Source organism: Escherichia sp. MOD1-EC5433, from assembly GCF_002966005.1.
In the GTDB taxonomy this organism is placed as follows: Bacteria; Pseudomonadota; Gammaproteobacteria; order Enterobacterales; family Enterobacteriaceae; genus Escherichia; species Escherichia ruysiae.
The window spans coordinates 15909-35549 of sequence record NZ_PTRL01000004.1; the positions used below are offsets into that span (position 1 = coordinate 15909).

The 19641-nt window shown below is 49.1% G+C and carries 21 protein-coding genes; 15 read left to right on the plus strand and 6 right to left on the minus strand.

What is annotated here, in order from left to right; genetic code table 11:
* Positions 1-182: 182 nt before the first annotated feature.
* Both cybB and C3D30_RS09255 read left to right on the plus strand, forming a co-directional pair.
* Positions 183-713 carry a cytochrome b561 gene (gene cybB / locus C3D30_RS09250; protein WP_021550828.1) on the plus strand — a complete coding sequence of 177 codons (531 nt, stop codon included), beginning with the start codon at positions 183-185 and terminating at the stop codon, positions 711-713.
* A 273-nt stretch (positions 714-986) separates the two neighbouring features.
* The gene (locus C3D30_RS09255) at positions 987-1160 is read left to right on the plus strand and encodes a YdcA family protein (protein WP_000712683.1); all 174 of its coding nucleotides are present in this window, start codon (positions 987-989) and stop codon (positions 1158-1160) included.
* Between the two features lie 72 nt (positions 1161-1232).
* Here the strand turns inward: C3D30_RS09255 and C3D30_RS09260 are convergent, their stop codons facing one another.
* Positions 1233-1382, minus strand: coding sequence for a type I toxin-antitoxin system Hok/Gef family toxin (locus C3D30_RS09260; RefSeq protein ID WP_024165206.1), 150 nt, complete (start codon positions 1380-1382; stop codon positions 1233-1235).
* Positions 1383-1734: 352 nt separating this feature from the next.
* A complete protein-coding gene (locus tag C3D30_RS09265; RefSeq protein WP_024165206.1) occupies positions 1735-1884 on the minus strand; it encodes a type I toxin-antitoxin system Hok/Gef family toxin in 150 nt (49 codons plus the stop codon).
* 400 nt (positions 1885-2284) lie between these two features.
* Here C3D30_RS09265 and C3D30_RS09270 point away from each other — a divergent pair, with 400 nt between their 5' ends.
* A complete protein-coding gene (locus tag C3D30_RS09270) occupies positions 2285-3925 on the plus strand; it encodes a methyl-accepting chemotaxis protein (RefSeq protein ID WP_105286794.1) in 1641 nt (546 codons plus the stop codon).
* Between the two features lie 37 nt (positions 3926-3962).
* Here the strand turns inward: C3D30_RS09270 and C3D30_RS09275 are convergent, their stop codons facing one another.
* Positions 3963-4886, minus strand: a complete 924-nt coding sequence (locus C3D30_RS09275; RefSeq protein ID WP_000414571.1) for a LysR substrate-binding domain-containing protein — start codon at positions 4884-4886, stop codon at positions 3963-3965.
* A 216-nt stretch (positions 4887-5102) separates the two neighbouring features.
* On the opposite strand from C3D30_RS09275, the gene hglS reads away from it, so the two are divergent.
* The 4 genes from hglS to rimL all read left to right on the plus strand — a co-directional run bounded on the left by hglS (position 5103) and on the right by rimL (position 9291).
* Positions 5103-6446 (plus strand): 2-oxoadipate dioxygenase/decarboxylase HglS, encoded by a 1344-nt coding sequence (hglS, locus tag C3D30_RS09280; protein ID WP_000013825.1) that lies wholly within the window; start codon positions 5103-5105, stop codon positions 6444-6446.
* Positions 6447-6670: 224 nt separating this feature from the next.
* Positions 6671-8326, plus strand: coding sequence for a glucan biosynthesis protein OpgD (gene opgD, locus C3D30_RS09290; protein ID WP_105286795.1), 1656 nt, complete (start codon positions 6671-6673; stop codon positions 8324-8326).
* A gap of 141 nt (positions 8327-8467) precedes the next feature.
* Positions 8468-8692 (plus strand): HP1242/YdcH family protein, encoded by a 225-nt coding sequence (locus C3D30_RS09295; RefSeq protein ID WP_010351400.1) that lies wholly within the window; start codon positions 8468-8470, stop codon positions 8690-8692.
* Positions 8693-8754: 62 nt separating this feature from the next.
* The gene (gene rimL, locus C3D30_RS09300) at positions 8755-9291 is read left to right on the plus strand and encodes a 50S ribosomal protein L7/L12-serine acetyltransferase (RefSeq protein WP_000140869.1); all 537 of its coding nucleotides are present in this window, start codon (positions 8755-8757) and stop codon (positions 9289-9291) included.
* Here the strand turns inward: rimL and ydcK are convergent.
* The gene (ydcK, locus tag C3D30_RS09305) at positions 9286-10266 is read right to left on the minus strand and encodes a YdcK family protein (RefSeq protein WP_000549800.1); all 981 of its coding nucleotides are present in this window, start codon (positions 10264-10266) and stop codon (positions 9286-9288) included. The two genes, rimL and ydcK, sit on opposite strands and share 6 nt — an antisense overlap.
* Before the next feature lie 123 nt (positions 10267-10389).
* Here ydcK and tehA point away from each other — a divergent pair, with 123 nt between their 5' ends.
* From tehA to C3D30_RS09320, 3 genes are all read left to right on the plus strand, one after another.
* Positions 10390-11382: a dicarboxylate transporter/tellurite-resistance protein TehA gene (tehA, locus tag C3D30_RS09310; RefSeq protein ID WP_001190279.1), complete on the plus strand. Its 993-nt coding sequence runs from the start codon at positions 10390-10392 to the stop codon at positions 11380-11382.
* Positions 11379-11972 carry a tellurite resistance methyltransferase TehB gene (gene tehB, locus C3D30_RS09315; RefSeq protein ID WP_000586747.1) on the plus strand — a complete coding sequence of 198 codons (594 nt, stop codon included), beginning with the start codon at positions 11379-11381 and terminating at the stop codon, positions 11970-11972. Before tehA ends, tehB begins: the two co-directional genes overlap by 4 nt.
* A gap of 283 nt (positions 11973-12255) precedes the next feature.
* Entirely contained in the window at positions 12256-12924 is a 669-nt protein-coding gene (locus tag C3D30_RS09320) for a DUF3313 domain-containing protein (protein WP_001261028.1), read from the plus strand.
* 34 nt (positions 12925-12958) lie between these two features.
* Here the strand turns inward: C3D30_RS09320 and ydcO are convergent, their stop codons facing one another.
* The gene (gene ydcO, locus C3D30_RS09325) at positions 12959-14170 is read right to left on the minus strand and encodes a BenE family transporter YdcO (RefSeq protein ID WP_071987579.1); all 1212 of its coding nucleotides are present in this window, start codon (positions 14168-14170) and stop codon (positions 12959-12961) included.
* Positions 14171-14222: 52 nt separating this feature from the next.
* Between ydcO and C3D30_RS09330 the strand changes: the two genes are divergently transcribed.
* Both C3D30_RS09330 and rlhA read left to right on the plus strand, forming a co-directional pair.
* Positions 14223-14759, plus strand: a complete 537-nt coding sequence (locus C3D30_RS09330; RefSeq protein WP_000429072.1) for a helix-turn-helix domain-containing protein — start codon at positions 14223-14225, stop codon at positions 14757-14759.
* A gap of 72 nt (positions 14760-14831) precedes the next feature.
* On the plus strand, positions 14832-16793 hold the full coding sequence (gene rlhA / locus C3D30_RS09335; protein WP_010351406.1) for a 23S rRNA 5-hydroxycytidine C2501 synthase: 1962 nt from the start codon (positions 14832-14834) through the stop codon (positions 16791-16793).
* Between the two features lie 93 nt (positions 16794-16886).
* Here rlhA and C3D30_RS09340 read toward each other — a convergent pair whose 3' ends face one another.
* Entirely contained in the window at positions 16887-17117 is a 231-nt protein-coding gene (locus tag C3D30_RS09340; RefSeq protein ID WP_000494239.1) for a YncJ family protein, read from the minus strand.
* Between the two features lie 221 nt (positions 17118-17338).
* Here C3D30_RS09340 and C3D30_RS09345 point away from each other — a divergent pair, with 221 nt between their 5' ends.
* The 3 genes from C3D30_RS09345 (at position 17339) to C3D30_RS09355 (ending at position 19464) form a co-directional block, all read left to right on the plus strand.
* The gene (locus C3D30_RS09345; RefSeq protein WP_105286796.1) at positions 17339-17515 is read left to right on the plus strand and encodes a type II toxin-antitoxin system HicA family toxin; all 177 of its coding nucleotides are present in this window, start codon (positions 17339-17341) and stop codon (positions 17513-17515) included.
* A 44-nt stretch (positions 17516-17559) separates the two neighbouring features.
* The gene (gene hicB / locus C3D30_RS09350) at positions 17560-17976 is read left to right on the plus strand and encodes a type II toxin-antitoxin system antitoxin HicB (protein ID WP_077629270.1); all 417 of its coding nucleotides are present in this window, start codon (positions 17560-17562) and stop codon (positions 17974-17976) included.
* Between the two features lie 78 nt (positions 17977-18054).
* Positions 18055-19464, plus strand: a complete 1410-nt coding sequence (locus C3D30_RS09355) for an aminotransferase-like domain-containing protein (protein WP_000760664.1) — start codon at positions 18055-18057, stop codon at positions 19462-19464.
* Positions 19465-19641: the final 177 nt, after the last annotated feature.

Sequence of the window (19641 nt, forward strand, 5' to 3'; positions counted from 1 at the left end):
CTCCTGTAAGGAACTCTTGGGTGAAAATTGATCCTTTCCAGGCTTAGACCAGGATGGCGGGATGAGCAATCTACATTCGTACAGCGAAACGTAACGTACTGAAAAAGGGCGAACAATATTTAATGAAATTTTAAGAAAAGCTGGTTATGTTAACGGAAAATTGTTTTAAAGCAGGAAATGTTATGGAAAATAAATACACAAGGTTACAAATTGGCATTCACTGGCTGGTCTTTTTGCTGGTTATTGCAGCCTATTGTGCAATGGAGTTTCGTGGCTTTTTCCCACGTAGCGATCGGCCGCTCATCAACATGATCCATGTTTCCTGCGGCATTTCAATTCTCGTACTAATGGTACTTCGTCTTGTGCTAAGGCTGAAATACCCAACCCCGCCAATTGTGCCTAAACCGAAACCGATGATAACGGGGCTCGCGCATCTCGGGCATCTGGTCATTTACCTGCTGTTTATCGCGCTGCCGCTGATTGGTATCGTGATGATGTATAACCGTGGCAATCCCTGGTTTGCGTTCGGTGTGACGATGCCTTACACGTCAGAGCCAAATTTCGATCTGGTGGATATTTTAAAGTCATGGCATGAAACGCTGGCAAATTTGGGATATTTCGTTATCGGGCTACATGCTGCTGCTGCATTGGCACACCACTATTTCTGGAAGGACAACACGCTTCTGCGCATGATGCCGCGTAAGCGTTCCTGACGACAATAAAAGAAAGCGCCTGTACTAAACCAGACCCGTGGTACAGGCGAAGAATACGGGTCTACATCGGAAGCATCTATTATATTTATTTGTATGACAAATAAAACCATAATTAGCCTTTATGTGTTTATCTGGTTCATATTTAACCAATTTATCTTTCAGTTAAGATTGAAATCCATTTTCCTCAATCTTTGATCTCGCTAAGTGAAATCAAGTCCACCCAGCGTATAACTTTTATACCGAACATAAGATTTGGTAAACAATGGAGGTTATATGAAAAAATTTGCACTTATCTTGTTTATGGGAATGCTTGTTTCGTTTTATGCCGATGCCGGGCGCAAGCCGTGTTCTGGTGCAAAAGGTGGAATATCCCACTGTACTGCTGGTGGCAAATTTGTTTGTAACGATGGATCTATCAGCGCATCGAAAAAGACATGTACTAACTGAAAGGAAAAAAGGGGTGCCATGAGAAAATGAACCTGCCGCCAGATGCGCGGGGAAAACTCCCCGCGCAGACCCTTACCTGGACTTACAGGCCATGAGAGCCGCCACCTCCTTATTACCGTCCCGGAACCGCAGTTCGTAGAGCGTTTGTCGGGTCAGAAGTGTGAATGCCAGTATTGTGAAACAAATAATGAGCAGACACACCACCAGGGGGTTGCGCTTCATAGCCTTTCTCCTTGCCGGATGGCAGGTAAGAGACTAACATCTGAATTGTGTGGTTCATTCGTTGGCCTCGATTGATAGAAATATCGGTCGGGGTCTTCGTCTTTCTGATTCCCGGTTAGCCTGAAAACAGAAAGTCTCAGGCTCCCGCGATCATCCTATGTAGCTTCTCTTAGCAGGGAAATAATCACTTTGCGAAATTGCGTGACGGCTTCCGGCAAATTTTAAACAGATAACATAAACGACAGGATTAAATGCGAGCCAGGTTCCGGTTGCAGTTGCAGTATGAAAAGGGGTGTCATGAGAAAATGAACCCGCCATCCAGATGCGCGGGGAAAACTCCCCGCGCTGGCCCTTACCTGGACTTACAGGCCATGAGAGCCGCCACCTCCTTATTACCGTCCCGGAACCGCAGTTCGTAGAGCGTTTGTCGGGTCAGAAGTGTGAATGCCAGTATTGTGAAACAAATAATGAGCAGACACACCACCAGAGGGTTGCGCTTCATAGCCTTTCTCCTTGCCGGATGGCGGGTAAGAGGCTAACATCTGAATTGTTGGGTTCATTCGTCGGCCTCGGTTGATAGAAATATCGGTCGGGGCCTTCGTCTTTCTGATTCCCGGTTAGCCTGAAAACAGAAAGTCTCAGGCACCCGCGATCATCCTATGCAGTTTCTCTTAGCAGGAAAATAATCACTTTACGAAAGTGCGTAACGCTTTCCAGAATTTCACGCAATACACCTCACAAAGCATCCTTATTCGCCAGCCTATTCATTGCGGCGCCCGATGATCTGTTAACGCATAAAATGTTGTAAAAATGTGAAGTGAAAACGTTTTTGGCAGTAAGCAATTACCACCGATTGCCGATGATTCTCTCTCGGGAGTAAATCTGGAAGAGAGACAACGGCCATGCATACAACACCCTCACACCGCTTAGGTTTTTTATATCACATCAGGCTGGTTCCGCTATTTGCCTGTATTCTGGGCGGCATATTACTTCTATTTGCCCTGAGTTCAGCTCTGGCTGGGTTTTTTCTCTGGCAGGCTGACCGCGATCAGCGTGACGCTACTGCGGAGATCCAGACTCGCACCGGTTTGGCAAATAGCTCTGATTATCTGCGTTCAGCCCGCATCAATATGATTCAGGCCGGGGCGGCGAGCCGTATCGCAGAAATGGAAGAGATGAAGCGAAATATTGCACAAGCGGAATTGCAGATTAAACAATCGCAGCAAGGTTATCGTACTTACCAGAATCGCCAGGTGAAAACGGCTGCAGATGAAGCTCTGGATGCTGAATTAAATCAACGTTTTCAGGCTTATATAACTGGCCTCCTGCCTATGCTGAAATATGCCAAAAACGGCATGTTTGAAGCGATTATTAATCATGAAAGTGAGCAAATCCGAACGCTGGATAATAGTTATACCCATATATTAAACAAAGCCGTTGAAATACGTAGCGCCAGAGCGAACCACCTGGCGGAGCAGGCGCATCAGCGCACTCGACTGGGTGTGATGTTTATGATTGGTGCGTTTATCCTTGCCCTGGTCATGACGCTGATGACCTTCATCGTTTTGCGTCGGATTGTGATTCGACCTCTGCAACATGCCGCGCAACGTATTGAACAAATCGCCGGTGGCGATCTGACAATGAACGACGAACCGACGGGGCGCAGCGAAATAGGACGATTAAGTCGTCATCTACAGAAAATGCAGCATTCTCTGGTGATGACCGTCGGGACGGTACGCCAGGGGGCGGAGGAGATTTATCGCGGCACCAGCGAAATCTCCGCTGGCAATGCTGACCTTTCTTCGCGCACGGAAGAACAGGCGGCGGCGATTGAACAAACCGCTGCCAGCATGGAGCAACTCACCGCGACGGTGAAACAGAATGCGGACAATGCACACCACGCGAGCCGTCTGGCACAAGAGGCTTCCGTTAAAGCCAGCGATGGCGGGAAGACAGTCTCCGGCGTGGTGAAAACGATGGGCGATATCTCCAGTAGCTCGAAAAAAATTTCCGAAATTACCGCCGTGATCAACAGTATTGCTTTCCAGACAAATATTCTGGCGCTCAATGCCGCCGTTGAAGCTGCGCGAGCTGGTGAGCAAGGTCGCGGATTTGCGGTTGTCGCCAGCGAAGTGCGTACACTTGCCAGTCGCAGCGCCCAGGCGGCGAAAGAAATTGAAAGCTTGATTAGCGAATCAGTCAGATTAATTGGGCAAGGGTCAGATGAGGTTACAACCGCCGGGAAAACGATGAGTGCCATTGTGGATGCCGTGGCGAGCGTCACACATATCATGCAGGAAATTGCCGCTGCCTCGGATGAGCAAAGCAGGGGAATAACGCAGGTCAGCCAGGCGATTTCTGAAATGGATAAAGTAACGCAACAGAATGCCTCTCTGGTGGAAGAGGCGTCTGCAGCGGCAGTGTCTCTTGAAGAGCAGGCGGCACGATTAACTGAGGCTGTGGATGTATTCCGCCTGAAGAAACAATCGTTACCTGCGAATCAACGAGGGGCAGGGCGCTCGGTTAGTTTGGCAACGGCGTGATAATGTCAAAGAAGGGATCGCAAGATCCCTTCACTTTTCAGAACGGCATTGATTTCCGAATTGCGTTAATCATTAGCTGACAGCCGGAAGAGAGCGTTGCATCTACGCGGGTCAGTATTCCAATAGGTTCGCCTGCGCCATGTCCCGGAACAGGTAGCGCCACCAGCGTGGCATGACGAAGGTCGTCTTTTACAGCGCCAGAAGGGACAAACCACACATAGTCATATTCAACCGTAAGCTGACGCGAAAGCGATGCTGAAAGTGTTTCAATACAACCCGAAGGAATTTTGCAGCCCTGGCTTTGCACTAAAGCATCTGAATGTTGGCGGGGCGCAGTGCCTTCTGGCGATACGACAACCGGCCATTCCAGTACCCGACTTAACGTCACGTTTTCCTGAAGAAGCGGGTGGTTAGGCCGGACAACCAGTTTCAGCGATTCGAGAAACAGCAATTCGTAATTAAGCCCGGTCATCAGTTCAGGATCTGACATCCGACCAACACCGATATCAATTTCCCCCGTTTTTAAGCCTGCCAGAATCATGGTGTTACTCATAGTGGCAACTTGCAGAGTGGTCTCTTTTTGTTGCTGATGAAACTGACCAATAACGGAAGGCAAGATCCCCAGTGCAGCAGTGGGTAATGCACCAACCCTTACAACATCATTGTTAAGCCCTTCTTTACGATTAAGCGCCTGACCTGCGGTGTTGATGGCGTCAAGCACTCTGACTGCATGGGTTAAAAATTGCTCGCCAGGTAAGGTAAGCTGTGCGCCCTGACGCCCACGGTCAAATAAGCGGGTGCCTGTCAATTGTTCAAGTTCATTCAATGTTTTAGAGAGCGCAGGTTGACTCAAATTAAGGGTTTCAGCCGCGCGCCCCAAAGTTCCTTGTTGTGCGACAGCTACGAAAGTATGAAGGTGGCGCAAACGGATGCGCTGACTAAACAGACTATTTTTTTCCATAAGCGATGTTAAAAACGAAGCGGTGCCGCTGACAAGTGAAGTTGTTTGATTATGATAACTTGATTGCAAAATATTATTAACATATAAAGCAGTTTTGTTACGTTTACAGGCATGGTTTTACTGATTTCGTGGGGAGATCACAGTTTGTAAATTCTTCCCACCAGAGTAAATGTGGTTACCTACACTCCAGATTACTGACCACTGGAGGCAGAGATTATGGCGAACAGCATCACGGCGGATGAGATTCGGGAACAGTTTTCGCAGGCTATGTCAGCCATGTATCAGCAAGAAGTTCCACAGTACGGTACGCTGCTGGAACTGGTGGCTGACGTCAATCTGTCTGTGCTGGAAAACAATCCCCAATTGCATGAAAAAATGGTAAATGCGGACGAACTGGCGCGACTTAACGTTGAACGTCATGGGGCGATTCGCGTCGGCACCGCGCAAGAGCTTGCCACTCTACGGCGGATATTTGCCATTATGGGGATGTATCCGGTCAGTTATTACGATCTCTCGCAGGCTGGCGTGCCGGTACATTCCACAGCATTTCGTCCAATCGATGATGCCTCGCTGGCGCGTAATCCTTTCCGGGTTTTTACCTCATTGCTTCGCCTTGAACTCATCGAAAACGAAACCTTGCGCCAGAAGGCGGCGGAGATTTTACATCAGCGCGATATCTTTACCCCGCGTTGTCGACAACTGTTAGATGTATATGATCAGGAGGGCGGCTTTAGCAAAGCTCAGGCGCGGGAGTTTGTGCAGGAAGCCCTGGAGACGTTTCGCTGGCATCAGTCAGCAACAGTAGATGAAGAAACCTATCGCGCGTTGCACAACGAACATCGACTGATTGCTGATGTGGTCTGTTTTCCTGGCTGTCATATTAACCACCTGACGCCACGCACGCTCGACATTGACCGGGTGCAGTCGATGATGCCCGAATGCGGTATTGAACCCAAAATTCTGATCGAAGGGCCGCCGCGCCGCGAGGTGCCGATTTTACTGCGCCAGACCAGTTTTAAGGCGCTGGAAGAGACCGTGTTGTTTGCTGGGCAAAAGCAGGGAACGCATACCGCACGCTTTGGTGAGATAGAGCAACGTGGTGTGGCGTTAACGCCGAAAGGACGACAACTGTATGATGATCTTCTGCGTAACGCCGGAATCGGACAGGATAATCTCACTCACCAACTGCATTTACAGGAAACTTTCAGCGCCTTCCCGGACAGTGAATTTCTGATGCGCCAGCAGGGATTGGCATGGTTTCGTTATCGCCTGACGCCATCGGGTGAGGCGCATCGTCAGGCGATCCATCCCGGAGACGATCCACAACCTTTGATCGAACGTGGTTGGGTAGTGGCGCAACCTATTACCTATGAGGATTTCCTGCCGGTTAGTGCTGCGGGGATCTTCCAGTCGAATCTGGGTAATGAAACGCAAATGCGCAGCCACGGTAATGCCAGCCGGGAGGCTTTTGAACTGGCGCTGGGGTGTCCGGTATTTGATGAATTTCAGTTGTACCAGGAAGCGGAAGAACGCAGTAAACGCCGCTGTGGTTTGCTTTAAATTCTGGCCATCCGACTTTGCAAAAATTTGCCTGATTTTACAAACGAATCAGGCTCATCCCATCGACAGAAAAAAATTGCCGATTTATGCATATTCTCTGAGTTCAACAATTGGATTATTAATAAATATTGTCTAGAGTGAGCGGTCATTAATAAGCATTTTCTTGCCGCTGAATACGACCAGCGCGGGACCATTCACTACACCAGAAGGACTCACTTTCAGGTATGGATCGTAGACGATTTATTAAAGGTTCAATGGCTATGGCCGCCGTGTGCGGGACTAGCGGCATTGCTTCTCTTTTTTCTCAGGCTGCGTTCGCAGCAGAATCTGATATTGCCGACGGGCAAACCCAGCGTTTTGACTTCTCTGTTTTACAGTCGATGGCGCACGACTTAGCGCAAACGGCGTGGCGTGGTGCGCCGCGTCCGTTACCCGATACGTTGGCGACGATGACGCCGCAGGCTTATAACAGCATTCAGTATGACGCCGAAAAATCACTCTGGCATAACGTTGAGAATCGCCAGCTGGACGCTCAGTTCTTCCATATGGGGATGGGATTCCGTCGCCGTGTTCGCATGTTCTCTGTTGATCCAGCAACACATCTGGCGCGCGAAATACACTTCCGTCCGGAGTTGTTCAAATACAACGATGCGGGTGTTGATACCAAACAATTAGAAGGGCAAAGCGATCTCGGGTTTGCGGGGTTCCGTGTGTTTAAAGCCCCGGAACTGGCGCGCCGCGACGTGGTTTCTTTCCTCGGTGCCAGCTATTTCCGTGCCGTTGATGACACTTATCAATACGGTTTATCGGCGCGTGGTCTGGCGATCGACACTTACACCGACAGCAAAGAAGAGTTTCCCGACTTTACCGCCTTCTGGTTCGATACGGTAAAACCTGGCGCGAACACTTTTACCGTTTATGCGTTGCTTGATAGCGCCAGCATTACCGGTGCTTACAAGTTCACCATCCGCTGTGAGAAGAACCAGGTGATTATGGATGTCGAAAATCATCTGTATGCGCGTAAAGACATTAAACAACTGGGCATCGCGCCGATGACCAGTATGTTCAGTTGCGGGACTAACGAACGTCGTATGTGCGACACTATTCATCCGCAAATCCATGATTCCGACCGTCTTTCCATGTGGCGGGGCAATGGCGAGTGGATCTGCCGTCCGCTGAATAATCCGCAGAAATTGCAGTTCAATGCCTATACCGATAACAATCCAAAAGGGTTTGGCTTGTTGCAGCTGGATCGTGATTTCTCCCATTATCAGGACATTATGGGCTGGTATAACAAACGCCCAAGTCTGTGGGTGGAACCGCGTAACAAGTGGGGTAAGGGCACTATCGGTTTGATGGAGATCCCGACGACCGGCGAAACGCTGGATAATATTGTTTGTTTCTGGCAACCAGAAAAAGCAGTCAAAGCGGGCGACGAACTGGCGTTTCAGTATCGTCTTTACTGGAGTGCGCAACCTCCCGTTCATTGTCCATTAGCACGAGTCCTGGCGACGCGTACTGGCATGGGGGGATTCCCTGAAGGCTGGGCGCCAGGTGAACATTATCCGGAAAAATGGGCTCGTCGTTTTGCCGTCGATTTTGTCGGTGGTGATCTGAAAGCTGCTGCGCCGAAAGGGATTGAGCCTGTTATCACACTTTCCAGTGGTGAAGCGAAACAAATAGAAATTCTCTACATTGAGCCGATTGATGGTTACCGTATTCAGTTTGACTGGTATCCGACTTCGGATTCAACTGATCCGGTCGATATGCGTATGTATTTGCGCTGCCAGGGCGATGCTATCAGTGAAACATGGTTGTATCAGTATTTTCCTCCAGCACCGGATAAGCGCCAGTATGTTGACGATCGCGTGATGAACTAAGCGTCATTTTTTCGGCACCTTCTTTCGGGAGGGTGCCGTCTGGTTAAACACGATCCCGCTCGCATTTTTCCTCAAGTTAAATGGGTAATCTGATGTTGTATATTTCATATACATGTTGTCAGCCACTAACAGGGAGTGCGTATGTTTCCAGAATATCGAGATTTAATATCCCGTCTGAAAAACGAAAATCCTCGCTTTATGTCCTTGTTCGATAAACACAATAAACTTGATCATGAAATTGCCAGAAAGGAAGGCTCTGACGGTCGAGGATACAATGCGGAAGTCGCCCGCATGAAAAAACAGAAATTACAAATGAAGGATGAGATGCTTAAAATCCTGCAACAGGAGAGCGTCAAAGAGGTGTAAACTTTGCTGAGCCGCCTGCCAGGCGGCTTTTTTAACGACTGCAAAGAGTGACTGGAGATAAGATGACTGAAACGATAAAAGTAAGCGACTCACTTGAATTACATGCCGTTGCAGAAAGTCATATCACACCTCTTTATCAGTTAACCTGTAAAAATAAAAACTGGTTACAGCAGTCGCTAAACTGGCCGCAGTTTGTTCTCAGCGAAGAGGACACGCGAAAAACGGTGCAGGGGAATGTGATGCTGCATCAACGCGGCTATGCCAAAATGTTTATGATTTTTAAAGAAAATGAACTTGTCGGCGTTATATCGTTTAATCGAATTGAACCGCTGAATAAAACCGCTGAAATCGGCTACTGGCTGGACGAATCCCATCAGGGGCGGGGGATCATTTCTCAGGCGCTACAGGCATTGATTCACCATTACGCCCAGTCTGGTGAACTTAGACGCTTCGTGATCAAATGTCGGGTGGACAATCCGCAAAGCAATCAGGTTGCCTTGCGCAATGGTTTTATCCTCGAAGGTTGCCTGAAACAGGCTGAGTTCCTGAATGATGCTTATGATGATGTGAACTTATACGCGCGCATCATCGAATCATAATAACCCTGCCAGAGGCGTTCGCGTAATACGTTCCTCACCGTTAATGACTTTTGGACCACGGACATGAATCGTGTCGCCATCAAAGGCTTCAACGACGGCGTGGTCGGTTAACTCGACATGGTTTTCAATCATTACCGCACCTGCAATACGGCTCTCACCTTGTATTATAACGTGCTCGTCGAGCAGAACCGGGCCGCCACGCACAACGGCATTTCCGCCAATCAGAACATGATGTTTTAACACGCAATTGCCTTCTACAATGGCATATTCCGCCACCTGAGAACTGTAATGAATTGTCGGAATGGCATCTTCTTCAGTTCCGGCAATCACACGTGCGTGACCGTAGACTTTCGCACAGTCGCACAGCCAGACGTTGTTTTCTTCATTACCTTCAATACGCGCAAAATCAAAAACTTCGGCACGATGCTCAATAAAAGCATGGCGGACGACGGCATCGCCATAAATTTGCGCCTGATGGACAACGCGCGAGGCGCTGACGCTGGCTCGGTCATAAATTTGCAGCAGAAGATGGTGGTCGGGCGTTAACCCTTGTGCGGCGACGATCATTGAATGCTGAACGATACAGGCCTGACCAAAAATCCTACACTGACCGCAAACTAATGAATCACGAATGGTGACACTGTCACTTATATGGACGCCCTGGCTGATTTCACTATTATCGATCCAGGTGTTATCCGTCGCGCAAACCTCTCCCCATAGCACGCTGGTCCCGGTGATGCGCGTATTACCGGAAACAACCGTTCCGTCGAACGCGAGGGCATTCTGGTCGTAAATCCAGCAATTTCCTTCCTGCGCCAGCACAGTTTCGCTATCGATCCAACCACCAGCCGTTCCTGCTATCACATCGTTAAAATCGGCTATGGCAATAATCTGCCGTAATAGCACACTTTTTTTGAGGCCATCTTCTTGATAACTAAAGGCTCGTTGCTCTTCACTTAGACGATATTTGTGCATAGCGTTTTCCCGCAGGTGACTTACTATAACCGTAGCAAATTCTGCGACTCTGGCTATGCTTGAGAAATTTCCATAAAATGCATTTCAAATATACTTTATAAATTAAACAAAATGAGTAAGAAGATGCAGAGCGATAAAGTGCTCAATTTGCCGGCAGGTTATTTTGGCATTGTGTTGGGGACGATAGGGATGGGATTTGCCTGGCGCTATGCCAGCCAGGTTTGGCAGGTCAGTCACTGGTTGGGGGATGGGCTGGTGATTCTGGCGATGATCATTTGGGGATTGTTGACCACCGCATTCATTACCCGACTGATACGCTTTCCGCACAGCGTGCTGGCGGAAGTGCGCCATCCGGTGATGAGCAGTTTTGTTAGTTTGTTTCCGGCGACGACGATGCTGGTGGCAATTGGTTTTGTGCCGTGGTATCGCCCGCTGGCGGTGTGTCTGTTCAGCGTTGGGGTAGTGATTCAACTGGTTTACGCCGCCTGGCAAACTGCCGGATTATGGCGCGGTTCTCACCCTGAAGAAGCGACGACACCGGGGCTTTATTTGCCGACGGTTGCCAATAACTTTATCAGCGCGATGGCCTGCGGTGCGCTGGGTTATACCGATGCCGGACTGGTATTTTTAGGGGCTGGCGTCTTCTCCTGGTTAAGCCTTGAACCGGTGATCCTTCAACGACTGCGCAGTTCGGGAGAATTACCCACGGCGCTGCGGACATCGCTCGGCATTCAGCTTGCCCCTGCGCTGGTGGCTTGTAGCGCCTGGTTGAGCGTCAATGGCGGCGAGGGTGACACGCTGGCGAAAATGCTCTTTGGCTATGGGCTGCTGCAATTGCTGTTTATGCTGCGCCTGATGCCGTGGTATCTCTCACAGCCGTTTAATGCCTCATTCTGGAGTTTTTCGTTCGGTGTTTCTGCGCTGGCAACCACCGGTTTGCATCTGGGAAGCGGCAGCGATAATGGCTTTTTCCATACACTGGCGGTGCCGCTGTTTATCTTTACCAATTTTATTATTGCATTATTGCTCATCCGTACTTTCGCGCTTCTGATGCAGGGAAAATTGTTAATCAGAACTGAGCGCGCCGTTTTAATGAAATCCGAGGACAGAGAATGATCATTCGTGACGAAAACTACTTTACTAACAAATACGAACTCACCCGCACACACTCCGAAGTTCTGGAAGCTGTGAAAATCGTTAAACCGGGGAAAACGCTGGACTTGGGCTGTGGCAATGGACGTAACAGTCTTTACCTTGCAGCCAATGGTTATGATGTGGACGCATGGGATAAAAATGCCATGAGTATTGCCAACGTTGAGCGCATTAAAGCCATTGAAAATCTGGAAAATTTACGTACTCAGGTTGTCGATCTGAATAGCCTCACGTTTGATGGACAGTACGATTTTATTCTTTCTACTGTGGTGCTGATGTTCCTGGAGGCGAAAACCATCCCAGGGCTGATTGGCAATATGCAACGTTGCACTAAACCTGGCGGTTACAATCTGATTGTGGCGGCGATGGATACCGCTGATTTTCCATGTACCGTCGGCTTTCCGTTTGCCTTCAAAGAAGGAGAGCTACATCGTTATTATGAAGGCTGGGATTTCTTGAAATACAATGAAGATGTCGGTGAATTACACCGCACCGATGCCAACGGTAATCGTATTAAACTGCGTTTCGCGACTATGCTGGCACGTAAAAAATGACCTGAGAAGGATCAACGTAAGAAGTTTGCCTGTTGATCTATTCGGTAAGCATATTTTTTAGCAGGATGATGTGAAATAAGTCACAGCGGATGTGCTTTTTTATCGCCTCAAGTCTCTGAAAATAAATCAATGATGATTGACTCAGCTCCTTTTTCAGCATTGACTATATTGTCGAAAAAGGGGCCGATAAATTTATTTCTGCCAACACTTTTTTTGCCACAACACGAAGCGGTGCTTTTTGCTATAACTTAAAAAGTAATATAATCATCTCAGGAAACTATTCATGCGTACCACATCAATTGCGAAAGTTGCAGCTTTATGCGGCTTGTTGGCTCTGTCCGGCTGTGCCTCTAAAATCACCCAGCCGGATAAATACTCTGGCTTTTTAAAGAATTACTCTGATCTTCAAGAAACAACATCGGCAACAGGTAAACCCGTTTTACGCTGGGTTTCCCCTGATTTCGACCAAAGTAAATATGACAGTATTGTCTGGAATCCAATCACTTATTATCCGGTGCCAAAACCTTCTACTCAGGTAGGGCAGAAAGTGCTGGATAGAATTTTGAGTTATACCAATACCGAAATGAAAGAAGCGATTGCGCAGCGTAAACCACTGGTGACTACCGCTGGCCCGCGTAGTCTGATTTTCCGTGGTGCCATTACCGGTGTTGATACAAGCAAAGAAGGGCTGCAATTCTATGAAGTGGTTCCTGTTGCATTAGTGGTAGCGGGAACACAAATGGCAACCGGTCACCGTACCATGGATACCCGCCTGTACTTTGAAGGTGAACTGATTGATGCGGCTACCAATAAACCTGTTATCAAAGTCGTTCGTCAGGGCGAAGGTAAAGATCTGAATAACGAAAGTACGCCAATGGCTTTTGAAAACATTAAGCAAGTTATTGATGACATGGCGACCGATGCCACCATGTTTGACGTTAACAAAAAGTAATGCCAGCCGCGCCATCGTAAGATGGCGCTTCTTATTATCGGTTTCTGTCAGCAATTAAATTCAACACCACGTAACAGACGCCGCCGGCAATTAATCCCCAAAACGCCGAACCAATCCCAACCAATGTCAGCCCGCTCGCTGTTACCAGAAATGCCACCACAGCAGCGTCGCGCTCACGCTCATTATGTAGCGCCTGATACAAACTACCGCCAATGGTGCTTAACAGCGCCAGACCAGCCAGCATCTGGATCCAGCTAACCGGTAGGGCTGCCATCATTCCGGTAATGGCGCTACCAAACAGACCCGCAAGCAAATAAAAGACGCCCGCAACGGCGGCAGCCAACCAACGCTGATCTTTGTCCGGATGCGCTTCCGGGCTTTGGCAAATAGCGGCAGTAATTGCCGCAATACCGACGGAATAAACCCCAAAAGGGGAAAAAACCAGCGCCAGCAACCCAGTGAATACAATCAGTGGCGAAACTGGAGCCGAATACCCGGCCGCTTTCATTGCCGCAATACCCGGTGCGTTTTGCGACGCCATCGTCACCAGAAACAGAGGCAAGGCAACGCTAAGGCTATGAGCAAACGAAAAATCAGGGGCGATATAAGCAGGGAGAACGGGTTTAAAGATAACGTCAGTTGTGACAACGTCACCTTTTGCGATAACTATCACGATCCCAACAATCATCGCGGCGATCACCGCATAGCGTGGCGCAAAGGCTTTCGTCGCCAGCCACACCAGCAACATACTGCCACACAACGTAAACTGACCATCCAGACTGGCAAACGCTTGTAAACCAAAGCGTAATAAAATCCCGGCAAGCATTGCTGCTGCAAGCGAGTGCGGAATAATGCGCATCAGACGAGCAAAGAGTCCCGTTATGCCGCAGAGGACAATTAATGCATTAGTGACTATAAAAACGCCGATGGCTTCGCCGAGCGTTAATCCCTGTAAACCGGTGACTAACAACGCCGCGCCAGGCGTTGACCAGGCGGTGAGAACAGGCACGCGATACCATAATGTCAGAGCCAGCGTACTGACGCCCATTGCCAGTCCCAGCGCCGTCATCCAGCCGGAGATTTGTGTAGTGGTTGCTCCGGCGACGATCGCCGCTTGCCAGATTATTGCTGCTGAACTGGCGTAGCCAATCAATACCGCCAGAAACCCCGCCAGTAGCGTGGGTGGGGGAATAGAAAACAGACGCATAGTCACCTCGTGCGTTATAGCGTACAGGCACCGTATCATTTGTCCGTTATAACGCACAAGTGATAAACTCCTGTTTTGCAGGAGGACTCGCATGGAAAATCTCGCTCACTATTTATCCGCCACGCTAAAACATCTTCGTCAGCAGCGCGGCTGGAGTCTTTCGCGACTGGCAGAAGCCACGGGCGTTTCTAAAGCGATGTTAGGGCAGATCGAGCGCAATGAATCCAGCCCGACGGTCGCGACATTATGGAAAATTGCCACCGGGATGAACGTGCCATTTTCGACATTTATTTCGCCGCCACAGACCGTCACGCCATCAGTTTATGATCCACAACAGCAGGCAATGGTGATCACTTCGCTGTTTCCTTATGATCCGCAGCTCTGCTTTGAACACTTCTCGATTCAGATGGCACCCGGTGCAATAAGCGAATCGACGCCGCACGAAAAGGGGGTAATTGAGCATGTTGTCGTCATTGATGGGCAGCTAGATCTGTGCGTTGATGGTGAATGGCGTAGCCTTAATTGCGGAGAAGGTGCTCGTTTTGCTGCCGACGTCATGCATATCTATCGTAATGGCGGCAAGCAAGCCGTACATTTTCATTCCCTTATTCATTACCCACGCAGTTAAGCGGGAAAACTATTTCGCAACGTCGCGCTTGTGGCTAAAATAGCCGCCATTTTTCAGCTACTGGATAAGAATGTGACCGTATCTTCTCATCGCCTTGAACTGTTAAGTCCGGCACGCGATGCCGCCATTGCCCGCGAAGCTATTTTGCACGGTGCCGATGCTGTTTATATCGGCGGCCCTGGTTTTGGTGCCCGTCATAATGCCAGTAATAGCCTGAAAGATATTGCCGGGCTGGTGCCATTTGCCCATCGTTATGGTGCAAAAATTTTCGTCACGCTTAACACCATTTTGCATGACGATGAACTGGAACCGGCGCAGCGACTGATTACCGACCTTTACCAGACCGGCGTTGATGCACTGATCGTTCAGGATATGGGGATTCTGGAACTTGATATTCCGCCGATTGAACTACACGCCAGTACGCAGTGTGATATTCGCACTGTAGAGAAAGCGAAGTTTCTTTCGGACGTCGGTTTTACGCAGATTGTGCTGGCGCGTGAGCTTAATCTGGAGCAGATCCGCGCGATTCATCAGGCCACGGACGCGACCATTGAATTCTTTATTCATGGCGCACTGTGCGTGGCCTATTCGGGTCAGTGCTACATTTCTCATGCGCAAACAGGGCGTAGCGCCAACCGTGGCGATTGCTCGCAGGCGTGCCGTTTGCCATACACATTGAAAGACGATCAGGGGCGGGTGGTTTCCTATGAAAAACATCTGCTGTCGATGAAAGATAACGATCAGACTGCCAACCTCGGCGCGCTGATTGATGCTGGCGTACGCTCCTTCAAGATTGAAGGGCGTTACAAAGATATGAGCTACGTGAAGAATATCACCGCCCATTATCGCCAGATGCTGGATGCCATTATTGAAGAACGTGGCGATCTGGCGCGAGCTTCATCCGGTCGTACTGAGCACTTCTTCGTACCGTCGACGGAAAAAACCTTCCATCGTGGCAGCACAGACTACTTTGTTAACGCGCGTAAAGGCGATATTGGCGCGTTCGATTCACCGAAATTTATCGGCCTGCCGGTGGGTGAAGTCGTGAAAGTAGCGAAAGATCATCTTGATGTTGAGGTGACCGAACCACTGGCTAACGGTGATGGCCTGAACGTGATGATTAAACGTGAAGTCGTCGGTTTTCGCGCCAATACGGTAGAAAAAACCGGGGAAAATCAGTACCGCGTCTGGCCAAATGAGATGCCAGCGGAGCTGCACAAAATTCGCCCACACCATCCGCTTAATCGCAACCTGGACCATAACTGGCAGCAGGCGCTGACCAAAACCTCCAGCGAACGTCGGGTGGCGGTAGACATTGAACTGGGCGGCTGGCAGGAACAATTGATTCTGACTCTGACCAGCGAAGAGGGCGTCAGTATCACGCATACCCTGGACGGGCAGTTCGACGAGGCGAATAATGCCGAAAAAGCACTCAACAATCTGACCGAAGGATTGTCGAAGCTGGGGCAGACTATCTATTACGCTCGTAATGTACAAATTAACTTGCCGGGTGCGCTGTTTGTGCCAAACAGTCTGTTAAATCAGTTCCGCCGTGAGGCTGCTGAAATGCTGGATGCTGCGCGTCTTGCCAGTTATCAGCGCGGTAGTCGTAAACCGGTTGCTGACCCTGCGCCAGTTTATCCGCAAACACATTTGAGTTTCCTCGCGAACGTTTACAACCAGAAAGCGCGTGAATTTTATCATCGCTATGGTGTGCAACTGATTGATGCTGCCTATGAAGCGCATGAAGAGAAGGGCGAAGTGCCGGTAATGATCACCAAGCACTGTCTGCGCTTTGCCTTCAATCTGTGTCCGAAGCAGGCGAAAGGTAATATTAAAAGCTGGAAAGCAACGCCAATGCAGCTGGTTAATGGTGATGAAGTGTTAACGCTGAAGTTTGATTGCCGCCCGTGTGAGATGCACGTCATCGGCAAAATCAAAAATCACATTCTGAAAATGCCGTTACCGGGGAGTGTTGTCGCCTCCGTAAGCCCGGATGAACTGATGAAAACATTGCCGAAGCGAAAAGGGTAACAACGCAAGTTTTCAGACCTGTTCACAACTTATTGAATTTACAGATATTACAGGCCGAGTAAGGCGTTCATACCGTATCCGGCAACAAACGACTCAACGCTGTCCCGCTTCTGGTTTGCGTGACTTTTGCCAGTAAAAATGCTCGCGCAAACCTTCTGCCGATTCTTCCGCAACGGCGCGCAATTCATCACTGTCCGCTTCATGACGCAGTTGATGATCCACATTTTTTACCCACAAAAATTCATGTCCTTTGTGTCCTGCCATCAACTGCCCAGAGAACAGCGCACACGTTAATAAGACAACCGATAACGCCTTCGTAAACATCCCGACACCTTTTTCTTACCTTTTGCCGCTATGATGCCGATAGTTTCTTGAGGTTATTATTCAGTTTTGCAAATTAGCGCAAAGAAATTCTGGAATCAGCCTTCCTGATTTTGCATCGCATTCTGCCGTTGCGGCGATTAAGTGCTATTTTCGAGCAAATTACACACGGAGGTAAACAATAATGTTTACTTTGTTGATATACTCAGCGGCAGGGAGGCGATGTGAAACAAAACGAGTTCAGACGTTGGCTCGAATCTCAGGGCGTCGATGTGGCGAATGGCAGCAACCATTTGAAACTCCGGTTTCGCGGGAGGCGCAGTGTCATGCCGCGTCACCCAAGCGATGAGATCAAAGAACCATTGCGTAACGCCATTCTGAAACAACTCGGTTTGAGTTAATCGCCAGTTAAAAGGTTAATGACATGCGAGAGACAGTCGAAATTATGCGTTATCCCGTCACTCTTACACCCGCGCCGGAAGGCGGTTATGTGGTTTCTTTTGTGGATATTCCTGAAGCGTTGACTCAGGGAGAAACAGTCGCTGAAGCGATGGAGGCAGCAAAATATGCCTTAATCACCGCATTTGATTTTTATTTTGAAGACAACGAGCTTATCCCGTTACCTTCGCCATTAAATAATAACGATCACTTTATTGAAGTACCTTTAAGCGTCGCCTCTAAGGTATTGCTGCTAAATGCTTTTTTGCAGTCAGAAATCACCCAGCAAGAGCTGGCGAAGCGAATTGGTAAACCTAAGCAGGAGATCACCCGCTTGTTTGATTTGCACCACGCGACAAAAATCGACGCCGTCCAGCTTGCGGCTAAAGCTCTGGGCAAAGAGTTATCGCTGGTGATGGTTTAATTACAGTTAACGAAAAGTTGTCATTTTTAACAACTGATATAGACTGCCGGATCATCTGCACATAAAAACGATCCGATAATGAAAAAATACCAGCAACTGGCAGAACAATTACGCGAGCAAATTGTGTCGGGCATCTGGCAACCCGGCGATCGTTTGCCTTCGTTGCGTGAACAGGTGGCGCTTTCTGGCATGAGTTTTATGACCGTCAGCCATGCCTATCAGTTGCTCGAAAGTCAGGGACATATTATCGCGCGACCGCAGTCGGGTTATTACGTTGCGCCACAGGCATTAAAACTGCCGAAAGCGCCAGTCATTCCGGTCACACGTGATGAAACGGTCGATATCAATACCTATATTTTTGACATGTTGCAGGCCAGTCGCGATCCTTCAGTGGTGCCGTTTGCATCCGCTTTTCCCGATCCGCGCTTGTTTCCGCTTCAACAACTTAATCGCTCCCTGGCCCAGGTAAGCAAAACCGCAACGGCGATGAGCGTGATTGAAAACTTACCGCCAGGAAACGCAGAACTGCGGCAGGCTATTGCTCGTCGCTATGCTCTACAGGGCATCACAATTTCGCCTGATGAGATCGTCATCACCGCCGGGGCGCTGGAAGCACTAAATCTCAGTTTACAAGCGGTAACCGAACCGGGTGACTGGGTGATTGTCGAGAATCCTTGTTTCTACGGTGCGTTACAGGCGCTGGAGCGGCTAAGGCTGAAGGCGTTATCGGTGGCGACGGATGTTAACGAAGGGATCGACCTTCAGGCGCTTGAACTGGCGTTACAAGAGTATCCAGTGAAAGCGTGCTGGTTAATGACCAACAGCCAGAACCCGCTCGGTTTTACCTTAACGCCACAGAAAAAAGCACAGCTGGTAGAACTCCTTAGTCAGTACAACGTGATGCTGATTGAAGATGACGTCTACAGCGAACTTTACTTCGGACGGGAAAAACCGCTGCCCGCAAAAGCGTGGGATCGCCACGATGGCGTGCTGCATTGTTCATCATTCTCCAAATGCCTGGTGCCAGGTTTTCGCATCGGTTGGGTCGCCGCAGGAAAACATGCGCGTAAAATCCAACGTTTGCAGTTGATGAGTACACTTTCCACCAGTTCACCGATGCAGCTTGCCCTGGTGGATTACCTTTCTACACGCCGTTACGACGCCCATCTGCGTCGTCTACGTCGTCAGCTTGCGGAACGCAAACAACGCGCCTGGCAGGCGCTGCTGCGTTACCTGCCTGCGGAAGTGAAAATACACCATAACGACAGTGGTTATTTTCTCTGGCTGGAACTTCCCGAACCGTTAGATGCGGGTGAATTAAGCCTGGCGGCACTGGCGCATCACATCAGTATTGCGCCGGGTAAAATGTTTTCTACTGGCGAACGCTGGTCGCGTTTTTTCCGTTTTAATACCGCGTGGCAATGGGGAGAGCGTGAAGAACAGGCAGTAAAAGAATTAGGCAAACTTATTCAAGAACATCTGAAGTAGCTTTCAATTTAATTCCTCTCAGGTTGGGTAATATGAATTTCGAATAGAAGCCATATTTCGTAACCCCTTGTCTATACTCCAGAAGATAGCTTCACGGACGGCATAATGCGCGTTAGCTCACAACCTGATTAAATTTTCTCAGGGGCGAAGGTGTGCCTGCAAGCCGCCGTCTATGGT